Below are 12,615 nucleotides of genomic sequence, written 5' to 3'. Positions count from 1 at the left end.
GGGGCGGCGCAAAAAGGGGAAACGTCATGTCGATCGGCTGGACACGTCGCGCACGGCTGTTCATCCAGCGTTTCTGGCAACCGACCAGCGCGTGCATGACGTGCATGCCCGGAAGCTGGGGCAACATCCTGAGCCTCACACACTGGGGCATTGCGCTTCAAACGGGTCTTCTCACCGGCCTCCTTGCAGTGCTGCTCACGTTCACGCCCGCGTCGAGGCTCTATTCGCACCGCTACGGCAACGCGTTCATCGTCGGCTGCCTGACGACGATCGGCGACGCGTGGTCGCACAAAAGCCATTACCGCATTCCCGTTCTTGAGCACTTGTTGACGGGCGTGATGTCGGGCCTCTTCGCGCTCGCCGCGTGGTATTTGCTCGAAGATCGCGCGCGGCGCGTGCGCGCGGTCTGGGCGCGGCTTTTCGGCAAGCCTGTCGCCTAGTTGGCCGGTATCGTCACGACCGGCGCCTTGGCGCTCGTGTCGGCTTCCGCGAGCGCCATGAGATTTTGCAGGACCGTGAACGCGTATTTCGAGTCGAAGTCGCGGCGATCGACCCAGTACACCGTGCCGTCGTAATCGATGGCGACATAGGCGTCGGCAGGCGCTTTCGGTCCCGCGCGCACGATGATGATCGGCCGTGTTTCACCGCCGATCAGGTCCACCGTGGGCTTGGTCGCGCCGCTCGCCACCTGGTCGGGCGGCACCTGCACCTGCGCGCCGATATTGGTCAGAATGCCGAGCACCGAGCGCGTGACCATGGGAATACGGCTGCCCCCTTGCGCCGACGGTCCATAGACGATCTGGTAAGTGCGCGTGTCCGCCGCGAGATGCAGCAGTTCACGCACGCGCGCGAGATCCGCCGAAACTTGCGGCGACTGCGCGCTGTTCGTCGCGCCCAGCGCGAGGTAGACGCTGTTCTTGCCGTTCTCGCTGCGCGACTCCACGCTCAATTCGCCGGCGAGCTGCAAGCGCCTGAGCGCCTGCAAGAGCTGGAAGAAGCCCGCCGATCCCGCGCTGTTCTCGCCGCCGAGCGCACTGCCGTTTTGCAAGCCGCCGATCGACTGCGCGCCGATCCGCAGCAGCAGATCGACCGGCATGCCGCCTTCGGCGAGCGGCAGCACGAGTTCCGGCGCGAGCGGCCGGATGTAGGCGGCGGCGAACGCTTCGCCCGTCGTGGGCGAGAACGTGAAGGTCGGGCGGTTCGACCAGGAAACGCTGCCGGTCGCGAGCGCGTAATTCGGTTGCGAGCCCGAGCCGATATTGCCGGTTGCGCCCGCCGTCGAATCGAACTGGTAGGCGGCGATGATCGAGCTGACCGAGAGGAACGCGGGCGCGTCGCCGTAACGCAAGCCGACGACGGACGCGAGAATCTCGCGCTTTTTCGCGTCGCCCAGCGCCCTCGCGTAGTCCACCTGATCGGCGCGCAAGCGCGTTGGGCCGAGATGCACACACGCCGTGCCCAGCAACGCCGAGCACGACACCGCAAGAATCGTAGCTTTTGAAATCATCGAATGGCCTGCGCGGATGACTCCGCGATGAGAGTGGGTCCGCGCGCACAGGTAGCAAGCTTCGTGCCCCGTGATTTCAGAAGCGCTTCGGAAACACCCTCTTCTCGCGGTGCAGGCCGTGTTGAAAATCCTCGCTAGCCGTGCGGCATGCATGCCTGCGCGCGCGCCAGCAGCACTTCGCGGTCGCGCGCATTTTGCGTGAGGGCCGCCGCGCGCTCGAACGCCGCGCGCGCCTCGCCCGGCCGGGCGAGCTTTTCGAGCAGGTCGCCGCGCGTCGCGGGCAACCAGGGGTAGTGGCGCAGTGCGGGTTCTTCGCACAGCGCATCGACGAGATCAAGCGCCGCCTGTGGCCCATGCGCCATGCCCACCGCCACGGCGCGATTCAGGCGCACGACGGGCGAGTCGTCGAGCGCCAGCAGCGCGTCGTAGATCGAGACGATTTGCGCCCAGTCGGTCGCCGCCGTGCTCGGCGCGCGCGCATGGCATGCCGCGAGCGCGGCCTGCAACGCATAGCGGCCCGGCGCGCCCCCGCAGGCCGCGCCTCGCGCGAGCGCGGCGAAGCCGCGGCGGATCAGCAGCGCATCCCAGCGGCTGCGGTCCTGGTCGGCGAGCAGCACCGCGCGGCCCGCTGCATCCACGCGGGCGCGCAAACGCGAAGCCTGCAACTCCATCAATGCGACGAGGCCATGCGCCTCGCCCTCGTGCGGCACGAGTTCGGCGAGCATGCGGCCAAGGCGCAACGCTTCTTCGCACAGCGCCGGGCGGGTCCAGTCCTCGCCCGCCGTGGCCGTGTAGCCTTCGTTGAAGATCAGGTAAATGACTTCGAAGACCGAAGCAAGCCGGGGCGCGAGTTCCGCGAGCCGCGGCACTTCGAACGGCACCTTCGCCGCCGCGAGCGTGCGCTTCGCGCGCACGATGCGTTGCGCCACGGTCGCCTCGGGCACGAGGAACGCGCGAGCGATCTCGGCCGTGGCGAGCCCGCCGATGAGCCGCAGCGTGAGCGCGACGCGCCCCTCCTTCGGCAGCACCGGATGACACGCCACGAACACGAGCCGCAGCAGATCGTCGCCGATCTCGTCCTCGCGCGCGGCATCCAGCGCATCGACGATATCGGGCGCGAAATGCGCTTCGAGCGCTTCGAGGTCCGCGCCCATCGCTTCGTGCGCGCGCGCATGCGAGGCCGCGCGCCGCAGACGGTCGAGCGCGCGATGTTTCGCGGCGGTCATGAGCCACGCTCCGGGGTTCTCGGGAATGCCGCTCGCGGGCCAACTCTCCAGCGCGGCGACGAATGCGTCCTGCGCAACCTCCTCGGCCACGCCCACGTCGCGCACGATGCGCGCCGCATGCGCGATCACGCGCGCCGACTCGATGCGCCACACGGCTTCGACCGCGCGGCGCGTCGCGGCAAACGCATCCGTCTCGCGCGTCACGAGCCGTGCGCGCCCTTTTCCACGGCCGCCGGCGACATGTACATCAGCTCCCAGATGTGGCCGTCGGGGTCTTCGAAGCTGCGGCCGTACATCTCGGTGCCGCACTCCATGGGCGGGCGCTTCGAGGTGCCGCCCGCCGCGAGCGCCTTGTCGACCAGGCTGTCCACCTCCTCGCGCGAGACGCACGAGAGGCAGGTGAGCACTTCGGTGCTTTCGCGGGCGTCCACGAGCGCCTTGTCGGTAAAGCCGCGCATGAAGTCCGTGGTGAGCAGCATGGCGTACATGTTCTCGCCCAGCACCATGCAGGCGGCCTGCTCGTTGGTGAATTTCGGATCGAAGCTGAAGCCCATTTGGCCGAAGAAGTCCATCGAGCGCTTGAGGTCGCGCACGCCCAGATTGACGAAAATATGCTTGTGCATGATCGTTTTCCTGCAAAGTTCCGTTGATGGGATTCGCCGATGGCGATGGTCAGGATGCCTTATTTTGCACATCGAGCTGGCGAAATGCCTCGACACCTTCGCATTGCGGGAGGTCTTCCAGCTCATAGAGCTGGCGAAATGCCTCGACACCTTCGCATTGCGGGAGGTCTTCCAGCTCATAGAGCTGGCGCACCTCGATCTCGCTGTCGCCGTGCGTGCCGAACGGCGAGGGGAAGCGGCGCGCCCATTCGAGCGCCTCGTCACGCGAGCGCACCTGGATCAGCGTGTAGCCCGCAATCAGCTCTTTCGTTTCGGTAAACGGGCCGTCCACGATCGCGGGCTTACCGTTCGTGTAGCGCACGCGAAAACCGCGCGAGCTGGGGTGCAGGCCCGAGGCGTCGAGCAACACGCCCGCCTTCGCCAGTTCCTCGTGATACCTGGCCATCTGGGCGAATATCTCCACGTCGTCGGGGGGCTCGCCCGATTCGCTCAGCGCGTTCGCGCGCACCATGATCATGAATCGCATTGTCTTCTCCTGAATATGACATTCGAAGCAAGCGGCGCCGATTGGCGCGCTCATGGATACGACGCGCGAGGCCCGAGTAATTCGACAACGGCCGGAAGTTTTTTTGCTTTTTTCCTCGCTACCCAGGGAAAGCACCAGGCAATGCGCGTGCGTTCAGCGAAAGCACGGGCCGGTTTCGCGCACTTCCACGCTCGCCCATTCGGCCGCTGGGCAGCGCCGCGCGATGGCGAGGGCCTCGTCGCGCGTCGCGCAATCGAGCAGGAAGAAGCCGCCGATCATCTCCTTCGCCTCGGCGAACGGACCGTCAACGACGCTCGCACGGCCTTCGCGCACCTGCACGCGCGCGCCGTTCGTGTCCGAAGTGAGGGCGTGCGCGTCGATCAGACGACCTTCGGCGGCGAGCTGTTCGGCGAACGCGACCATACGCGCATAGAGCGCCTCGCCTTCGGCTTGTGCGCGCGTGTCGCGCTGACCTCGTGGCTCGGCGATGAGCAGCATGTATGGCATGAACCTCTCCTTCCAGTTGGCCTGCGATCCTGAAAGGCAAGAGTCTAGTCCAGAAAAACCTGAGCGCGCGCGTGGCCGCTTATCGCCGCCTTGATAACCGCGTGTGGCCCGTTCAGGCGTAGCGCGCGAGAAAGAGATCGGCCGACGACTCCGCGACCTGGCGTTGCTGCGCCGCGTCGAGCGGCGGCTGCCCCATCGTCACCTGCGGCCAGAACGCGAAGGCCTTCACGAGGCCGTGCAACTGCTGCGCCGCGAACGCGGGGTCGGACGTTTTCAGGCGCGCGTCGGCGGCGGCGCTGCGCACCCAGACCGTGAGGTCTTCCTCGCGCTCGCCGATGCGCGCCACCATGTCGCGCGCGCGCTCGGGAGAATGGATGCCGGCCGCGATGGCCACCCGCGCGAGCGAGAAAAACGACTCGTCGTTCAGGAGCCGCAGCTTGCGCATGAGAAGCTCGACGAGCTGGTCGCGCAACGGCGCGTCCGCGCGGTAGGCGGGCGCGTCGCCTGCGGCGCTCGCGTCCCAGAGCTGGCACAGGATCGCCGCGAACAGCGCCTCCTTGCTCGCGAAATGGTTGTAGACGGTGCGCTTCGAGACGCTGGCGCGCGCGGCAATACGGTCCATGCTCGTGGCGTCGAAGCCCGAGGCCAGGAATTCGTCGATGGCCGCCGCGACGATGGCGGCGCGCTTGCGGTCGGTCAGGCGCTGTGGGGTGGCTGGGGTGCAATCCATTCCAGAATTTTACACCAGGCAGTTTACTTTTCGCCAGAATAAACTACACTGTGCAGTCTACTTCATGTTTCCAAAGGCCGCCGCTGCCATGACCTCGCCTTTCGCATCGCTGAGCCGTACCTTGGGCCTGAGCACCGCACAACGCGGGCGAGCGCTCTCGCACACTTCGCCGCAGCACGACGGCGAGCGCTTTCGCAATGTGCGCCCGCGTCCGGCCGAAGGCCTCGGCAAAACGCTGAGGATCATGTGGAACATGATCTTCCACAAGCCGAGCGGCACGATGCCGGCTGGCGCGCTGCCCGTAGAACCGCTCACGCGCGCGCAGCTCGAAGCCGCGCCCGACCGCAGCGTCTACCGCCTCGGCCACTCCACGTTGCTGTTCAAGCTGCGCGGCGAGTTCTGGATCACCGACCCCGTGTTCGCGGAGCGCGCCTCGCCGTTTCGCAGCCTCGGACCGAAGCGCTTCCACGCGCCGCCCATTGCGCTTGCCGACCTGCCGCCGTTGCGCGGCGTGATCCTCTCGCACGATCACTACGACCATCTCGACCGGGAAACCGTGCTCGCGCTCGCCGCACAAACCGGCGTATTTCTCACGCCGCTCGGCGTGGGCGACCGGCTGATCGAATGGGGCATCGAAGGCGCGAAGGTGCGCCAGTTCGACTGGTGGCAAGGCACGAACGTGGAAGGCGTCGAATTCACGGCCACGCCCGCGCAGCACTTCTCGGGGCGCAGCCTGTTCGACGGTAACAGCACACTGTGGGCATCGTGGGTCATCGCCGATGGCGACCTGCGCGTGTTTTTCAGCGGCGACACGGGTTACTTCGACGGCTTTCGCACGATCGGCGAAAAGCTCGGTCCGTTCGATGCGACCTTCATCGAAACCGGTGCGTACGACCCGCAGTGGCCGTACGTGCACATGCAGCCCGAGGAAACGGTGCAGGCGCACGTGGACTTGCGCGGCAACTGGCTCGTGCCGATTCACAACGGCACGTTCGACCTCGCGATGCACCGCTGGCAGGACCCGTTCGAGCGCGTGACCGGCCTTGCGCTTGCGCGCGGGGTGACGCTCTCCACGCCCCGTATGGGCGAGCGGCTCGATCTCGATGAGCCGCATCGCGGCGAGCGCTGGTGGCGCGAGGTTGCGCAAAGCGAAGGCGCGACGGATGGCAAGTCGCCGCGCCGGTGGTTCGCTTGCCGCGCGACGTCCGAAGCACGTTCGTAACACCTCTCCCGCTCCCTCCTTTCACCTGCCCGCGCATGGCTCACACATGCGCGGGCGGGCACGCCCTCTGCTCGCTCCCTGCTTGTTTTCGCGCTTGCTCCCCATAGTCGTAAAAGTCTCCTAAGCTTTTGCATCGGGGCACGCAACGCTTGCGTGCGCCTCATCGCGCCCTACTACCCTCAACGGGATTTCCCCAGGCTGACAGCCCCCGATTTCTGGCATTAAATAAATCAACTTGATTTATTTAGTCGGCACCGCAGTTCATCCAACGCCGACCCCTCTTTCTGGAGGAGACAGTGAGAAGTCCGCATGTCGGTCAGGGCAGCAATTCCGCCAACGTCCGCCGCTTCAACGAGCGCCTGCTGCTTCAGGCGCTGCGTCGGGCGGGCGAGGCGTCGAAGGCCGATCTCGCGCGTCTCGCGAATCTCACGAGCACGGCGGTGGGCAGCATCATCACGTCGCTCACGGCCAACGGCCTGATCGAGGTGAGCGGCCGCCGCGACGGCCAGCGCGGTCAGCCCGCCTCGCTCCTGCGGCTCGCGCCGCGCGGCGCGTTCGCCATCGGCGTGCGGCTCGACCGGACCAACATCGAAACGGTGCTCGTGAACTTCGCGGGCCAGATGATCGAGCGCCGTTCGCGCGACATGCTGTTGCCGCAACCGTCCGAAGCGCAGGAAATCGTGCAGCGCGACATCGCCGAGCTGTTAGGCTTCCTTACGAGCGAGGAACGCAGCCGCCTGGCCGGAATCGGCGTTGCGCAGCCGTACAACCTCGGTAGCTGGCTGCGCGAACTGGGCCTGCCCGCCGACACCTTCCGCGTGTGGAACGATGTCGATTTCGCGGGCGAACTCGCGCGCGCCACGGCGCTGCCCGTGTTCAGCGAAAACGACGGCAACGCGGCCGCCATCGCCGAAATTTTCTACGGCTGCGGACGCCAGCGCGACGACTTCCTCTACCTCTTTCTCGGCCCGGCCATTGGCGGCGGCATCGCCATCGACGGCGACTGCGTGCGCGGCCTCACCGGCAATGCGGGCGACTTCGCAGTGATGCCCGTGCCGCCCAGCCGCCTGCCCTCCGCGCACAAGCCGGCGGGCCAGTGGGACATCCTGCTCTCGCGCGCCTCGCTCATCGCGCTGCGCCGCCACTTGCAGTATTGCGGCGAGACGATCGACAGCCGCGCCGATCTCGAAGCGTGCATCGCGCGTGACCACCCCGGCGTGCAGGAATGGCTGGACGACTGCATCGACGCGCTCGCCCCCGCGCTGCGCTCCGCGTTCTGCGTGCTCGACGTGCCGGCCGTGGTGCTCGACGCCGACGTGGACGCGGGCCTCATCGACACGCTCATGCAGCGCCTGCGCGTCGCCGTGGCGGCCACCGCGCCCGAGGCGCGCGGCACGCCCGCGCTCGTGCGCGGCACCTTCGGTCCCGATGCGGGCGCGCTTGGCGCGGCCACGCTGCCCATGTTCTTCAATTTTTCGCCGCGCGCGGGCATCCTCATGGGCGCCGGCGCACAAACTTACGCACAAGCGCAGGAGGAGAGCCATGTCGCCCTCTGAGTCCACGCCCCCGCTGCTGGAAATGCGGGGCATCACCAAGACCTTCCCCGGCGTGCGAGCGCTCGACAACGTGCGCCTCACCGTGTTTCCCGGCGAGGTCCACTCGCTCATGGGCGAGAACGGCGCGGGCAAGTCCACGCTCATGAAGATCCTCTCGGGCGCCTATCAGGCCGACCCCGGCGGCGAGATTCTCATCGAGGGCAAGCCGGTCGTGATCGACGGACCGCATGCGGCGCGCGAGTTGGGCGTGGCCGTGATCTATCAGGAGCTGAGCCTCGCGCCGAATCTCTCGGTAGCCGAGAACATTCACGCGGGCCGCGAGCTGCGCAAGGGCGGCCGCCGCTTCGGCACGGTCGACCGCCGCGCCATGGAGCGCGGCAGCGAGGACGTGCTCAAGCGCCTTGGTGCGACGTTCGGGCCCACCACGCTGGTCGGCTCGCTCTCCATCGCGGAGCGCCAGCTCGTGGAGATCGCGCGCGCCGTGCACAGCGACGCACGCATCATCGTGATGGACGAGCCCACCACGCCGCTTTCCTCGCGTGAAACGGAGCGCCTGTTCAAGCTCATCAACCAGTTGCGCGACGACGGGCTGGCGATCATTTACATCAGCCACCGCATGGCCGAAGTGTATGAACTGTCCGACCGCGTTTCCGTGCTGCGCGACGGCAGCTACGTGGGCACGCTCATGCGCGACGCACTCAATGCGGAAAGCCTCGTGAGCATGATGGTAGGCCGCGATATTTCGGGCTTCTACAAAAAGGCGCACGCCCCGTACGATCCGGGCAAGGCCGTGCTCACCGTGCGCGACGTGGCCGACGACAAGCGCGTGCGCGGTTGCAGCCTCGACCTGCACTCGGGCGAAGTGCTCGGCATTGCGGGCCTCGTGGGCGCGGGGCGCACCGAGCTTGCGCGCCTCATCTTCGGCGCGGAGCCGCGCGTGCGCGGCGAGATCGCCATCGACGGCAAGACACTCCATGTGCACACGCCGCGCGACGCGATCAATGCCGGTCTCGTCTACCTGACCGAGGACCGCAAGCATCAGGGCCTCTTTCTCGACATGAGCGTGCGCGACAACATCAACGTGGCCGTGGCCGGACGCGACGCGCGCATGGGCGTGCTCGACCTCGCTCGCGGCAGCGAGCGCGCGAAGGAAGCCATCCGCTCGCTCTCCATCCGGGTGCCGAATTCGCGTGTGAACGTGGGCGCCCTTTCCGGCGGCAATCAGCAGAAGGTGCTGCTCTCGCGCCTGCTGGAAACGCACCCGCGCGTGCTGATTCTCGACGAGCCCACACGCGGTGTCGATATCGGTGCGAAGTCGGAGATCTATCGCATCATCAACGACCTCGCCAGGACCGGCGTGGGCATCATCGTGATTTCGAGCGAGCTGCCCGAAATCATCGGCGTGGCCGACCGCGTGCTCGTCATGCGCGAAGGCGTGTTCGCGGGCGAGCTTGGCGGCTATACCGGCAAGCCCATTACCCAGGAAGCGATCATCGAACTCGCCACCGGCTCGCAGCATCCGCTCGACGAAGCCGCTTGACCCTTACCGCATACGCTGAAAGCATCCCTCAGGAGTACGACATGAAAAGCATCCTTCCCCGGCACGGTGTCGCGGCCTCGCCCACGCAGTCCACCCAGCCCGCGCAGGCGACCCGCAGCGTTGCGGTTGACGGCCACCGCCAGCGCATGAAGTCGCTCGTGCGCACGGCCGGCATGCTGCCGGTGCTGGTGCTGCTGTGCATCGGCTTCGGCCTGCTCAACGACGGCTTCTTCACGCTGGAGAACCTGTCGATCGTCACGCAGCAGGCGTCGATCAACATCGTGCTCGCCGCCGGCATGACTTTCGTGATTCTCACGGGTGGCATCGACCTCTCGGTGGGCTCGGTGCTGGCCGCCGCGGCCATGGCCGCGATGATCGGCTCGAATATCGTGGGCTGGGGCTGGCTCGGCGTGCCCATGGCGCTCGCGGTGGGCCTCGGCTTCGGTCTCATCAATGGCGCGCTCATCGCGCTCCTGCGCCTGCCGCCGTTCATCGTCACGCTCGGCTCGCTCACGGCGGTGCGCGGCATCGCCCGCCTCATGGGCCACGACACGACCATCTTCAACCCGCAACTGTCCTTCGCGTTCATCGGCAACGGCACGGTGCTCGGCGTGCCCTGGCTCGTGATCATCGCGCTCGTGGTGGTGGCCGGCTCGTGGTTCGTGCTGCGCCGCACGGTCCTCGGCCTGCGCATCTACTCGGTGGGCGGCAACCCGGAAGCGGCACGCCTCTCGGGCATCAAGGTGTGGGGCATCGAGATGTTCGTCTATGCCGTGTCGGGCCTGCTCGCGGGTCTCGGTGCGGTGATGTCGGCGGCCCGTCTCTACGCGGCCAACGGCCTGCAACTGGGCCAGTCGTATGAACTCGATGCCATCGCCGCAGTCATTCTGGGCGGCACGAGCTTCGTGGGCGGCGTGGGCTCGATCGTCGGCACGCTGATCGGCGCGCTCATCATCGCAGTCCTGACCAATGGCCTCGTGCTGCTCGGCGTGTCCGACATCTGGCAGTACATCATCAAGGGCCTCGTGATCGTCGGCGCCGTGGCGCTCGACCGCTACCGCCAGCGCGGCTCGGCGCGTACGTAAGCCGGTTACGGATATTTGGCAACCAGCGCGAGCGCAGGCGGTCCTCCTGCGCTCGCCGGGAAAGTACCCAGACAGGACCCCTCAGGAGACAACCTCATGTTCAAGAAGAAAGCCGTTCTCGCCGCTGCCGCGCTCACGTTCGGATTCGCGCTGCAAGGCGCGCACGCCGCCGACAAGCAGCTCAAGTCGATCGGCATTACCGTGGGTTCGCTCGGCAACCCGTACTTCGTGACGATCGTGCAGGGTGCGGAAGCCAAAGCGAAACAGATCAACCCGAACGCCAAGGTCACGGCCGTATCCGCCGACTATGACCTCAACAAGCAGTTCACGCAGATCGACAACTTCATCTCGGCGCACGTGGACATGATCCTCCTGAACGCGACCGATCCGAAGGCGATCGAACCCGCGGTGAAGAAGGCCCAGGCGGCCGGTATCGTGGTCATGGCCGTGGACGTCGCCGCCTCGGGCGCGAACGCCACCGTGCAGACCGACAACGTGAAGGCCGGTGCGATTTCGTGCGAATACCTCGCGAAGAAAATCAACAACACCGGCAACGTGATCATCCAGAACGGGCCGCAGGTCTCCGCCGTGATCGACCGTGTGAACGGCTGCAAGCAGGTGCTCGCCAAGACGCCCGGCATCAAGATCCTCTCCGACGACCAGGACGGCAAGGGCTCGCGCGAAGGCGGCATGAACGTGATGCAGGGCTACCTCACCCGCTTCCCGAAGATTGCCGGCGTGTTCACCATCAACGATCCGCAAGCGATTGGCAGCGACCTGGCCGCGAAGCAACTGCATCGCAGCAACATCGTGATTACGTCGGTGGACGGCGCGCCCGATATCGAAACGGCGCTCAAAACCGATACGCTGGTGCAGGCCTCGGCGAGCCAGGACCCGTGGAAGATGGCGCAAACGGCCGTGCAGGTGGGCTACGAGATCATGAACGGCAAGAAGCCCGCCAACCCGATGATCGAGATGGCGCCCCAACTCGTCACGCGCGACAACGTCGGCAGTTACAAGGGCTGGTCGTCACCGCACTAAGCACCAAGGAGCAGGTTTGCCTGGGCACGGAGCACCCGTGCTCGCACGGTTATGCGAGCACGGCGTCCTTCGTCACCACGCGGCGCGGAATGATCTTCAGGTCATAGAACGTGTCCGCAGATCTTCTGCTGCTGCGCGATCACGGCGGCGTCGATGGGCCGGTACTCGTGCGCGTAATGCGTGAGACCGGTCTGGATCGTCGCCGCGTCGAGCCCCTGGATCGGCGCGAGCTTCGCCGCCGCCTGCGCCGTGTTGGCACGCACCCACTGCCCCGTTTTGCCGAGTTCGTCGAGCGCGATCGCCAGTGCGTTCTTGCTCTTCTGCGCGAATTCGCGCTGGCTCAGGAAGAATTGATGATGGCTCGCCACGCCGCTCGCGTCGGCAATGAGGCGCGCGCCGTCCTGCGATTCCACGGCGGCGAGAAACGGGTCCCAGATCGCCCAGGCGTCGATGGCGCCGCTTTGCAGCGCCGCGCGTGCGTCGGCGGGCGCGAGGTAGACAGGCTGGACGTCGCCGATCGAAAGCCCGTGCTTTTGCAGCAGCGCGACGAGGAACCAGTGCACGTCCGAGCCGCGATTCAAGCCGATCTTCTTGCCCTTGAGGCCCGCCACGTCGCGTATCGGCGAATTTTTCGCGACCACCACGCCTTCGGCGTGCGGCGTGGGCAATTCGTAGGCCGTATAGACGAAGTCCGCGCCGGCCGCCTGCGCGAACACCGGAGGCGCTTCGCCCACATAGCCGAAGTCGATCGCGCCCACGTTCAGGCCTTCGAGCAACTGCGGTCCGGCCGGAAACTCGGTCCACGACACCTTGATGCCGAGCGGCGCGAGGCGCGTTTCGAGCGAACCGCTCGCCTTGAGCAGCACGAGCGTGCTCGCGGCTTTCTGGTAGCCAATGCGGAACTGGTCCGGCTGGAATTTCGCCCAGGCCATGCCGGGCAACGCCGCGCCGGCGAGCGTCGCGCCCAGGGTAGCGAGGAAATGGCGGCGGGATTGAGGCGTGGGGCGAGTCATCTTCAGCGGTTCCGTTCTGGCATGGGGCGCGCGCAGAGG

At 66.7% G+C, this 12,615-nt stretch carries 12 protein-coding genes and 1 pseudogene; 6 read left to right on the top strand and 7 right to left on the bottom strand.

Features of this window, described 5'->3' with window-relative positions; all coding sequences use genetic code 11:
• The first annotated feature begins 26 nt into the window (after window positions 1–26).
• Window positions 27–440 (top strand): hypothetical protein, encoded by a 414-nt coding sequence (locus C7402_RS40440; RefSeq protein ID WP_116614537.1) that lies wholly within the window; start codon window positions 27–29, stop codon window positions 438–440.
• Here C7402_RS40440 and C7402_RS40435 read toward each other — a convergent pair.
• The 6 genes from C7402_RS40435 to C7402_RS40410 form a co-directional block, all read right to left on the bottom strand.
• A complete protein-coding gene (locus tag C7402_RS40435; protein WP_116614536.1) occupies window positions 437–1,507 on the bottom strand; it encodes a hypothetical protein in 1,071 nt (356 codons plus the stop codon). The genes C7402_RS40440 and C7402_RS40435 overlap by 4 nt on opposite strands.
• 134 nt (window positions 1,508–1,641) lie before the next feature.
• Window positions 1,642–2,937 (bottom strand): RNA polymerase sigma factor, encoded by a 1,296-nt coding sequence (locus C7402_RS40430; RefSeq protein ID WP_224040039.1) that lies wholly within the window; start codon window positions 2,935–2,937, stop codon window positions 1,642–1,644.
• Complete coding sequence (locus C7402_RS40425) at window positions 2,934–3,356, bottom strand: VOC family protein (RefSeq protein ID WP_112177266.1); 423 nt, start codon at window positions 3,354–3,356, stop codon at window positions 2,934–2,936. The genes C7402_RS40430 and C7402_RS40425 overlap by 4 nt, the downstream gene beginning before the upstream one ends.
• Window positions 3,357–3,405: 49 nt before the next feature.
• Window positions 3,406–3,882 (bottom strand): YciI family protein, encoded by a 477-nt coding sequence (locus tag C7402_RS40420; protein ID WP_116614535.1) that lies wholly within the window; start codon window positions 3,880–3,882, stop codon window positions 3,406–3,408.
• 153 nt (window positions 3,883–4,035) lie between these two features.
• Window positions 4,036–4,389 carry a YciI family protein gene (locus C7402_RS40415; protein ID WP_116614534.1) on the bottom strand — a complete coding sequence of 118 codons (354 nt, stop codon included), beginning with the start codon at window positions 4,387–4,389 and terminating at the stop codon, window positions 4,036–4,038.
• Window positions 4,390–4,501: 112 nt separating this feature from the next.
• Complete coding sequence (locus tag C7402_RS40410; protein ID WP_116614533.1) at window positions 4,502–5,119, bottom strand: TetR/AcrR family transcriptional regulator; 618 nt, start codon at window positions 5,117–5,119, stop codon at window positions 4,502–4,504.
• Window positions 5,120–5,207: 88 nt separating this feature from the next.
• On the opposite strand from C7402_RS40410, the gene C7402_RS40405 reads away from it, so the two are divergent.
• The 5 genes from C7402_RS40405 to C7402_RS40385 all read left to right on the top strand — a co-directional run bounded on the left by C7402_RS40405 (window position 5,208) and on the right by C7402_RS40385 (window position 11,563).
• Entirely contained in the window at window positions 5,208–6,341 is a 1,134-nt protein-coding gene (locus C7402_RS40405) for an MBL fold metallo-hydrolase (protein ID WP_116614532.1), read from the top strand.
• 296 nt (window positions 6,342–6,637) lie between these two features.
• Entirely contained in the window at window positions 6,638–7,897 is a 1,260-nt protein-coding gene (locus C7402_RS40400; RefSeq protein ID WP_116614531.1) for an ROK family transcriptional regulator, read from the top strand.
• On the top strand, window positions 7,884–9,437 hold the full coding sequence (locus C7402_RS40395; RefSeq protein ID WP_116614530.1) for a sugar ABC transporter ATP-binding protein: 1,554 nt from the start codon (window positions 7,884–7,886) through the stop codon (window positions 9,435–9,437). The genes C7402_RS40400 and C7402_RS40395 overlap by 14 nt, the downstream gene beginning before the upstream one ends.
• Window positions 9,438–9,478: 41 nt before the next feature.
• Entirely contained in the window at window positions 9,479–10,522 is a 1,044-nt protein-coding gene (locus C7402_RS40390) for an ABC transporter permease subunit (RefSeq protein ID WP_112177222.1), read from the top strand.
• Window positions 10,523–10,618: 96 nt separating this feature from the next.
• Window positions 10,619–11,563 (top strand): ABC transporter substrate-binding protein, encoded by a 945-nt coding sequence (locus C7402_RS40385; protein ID WP_112177221.1) that lies wholly within the window; start codon window positions 10,619–10,621, stop codon window positions 11,561–11,563.
• 49 nt (window positions 11,564–11,612) lie between these two features.
• On the opposite strand, the pseudogene C7402_RS40380 reads toward C7402_RS40385, so the two are convergent.
• A pseudogene (locus C7402_RS40380) lies at window positions 11,613–12,576 on the bottom strand (sulfonate ABC transporter substrate-binding protein).
• Window positions 12,577–12,615 lie beyond the last annotated feature (39 nt).

It is taken from the genome of Paraburkholderia unamae, from assembly GCF_003096875.1.
Lineage (GTDB): Bacteria > Pseudomonadota > Gammaproteobacteria > Burkholderiales > Burkholderiaceae > Paraburkholderia > Paraburkholderia unamae.
Note: the sequence above shows the minus strand (reverse complement) of the source record. Positions and strands in the feature narration are given on the sequence as shown.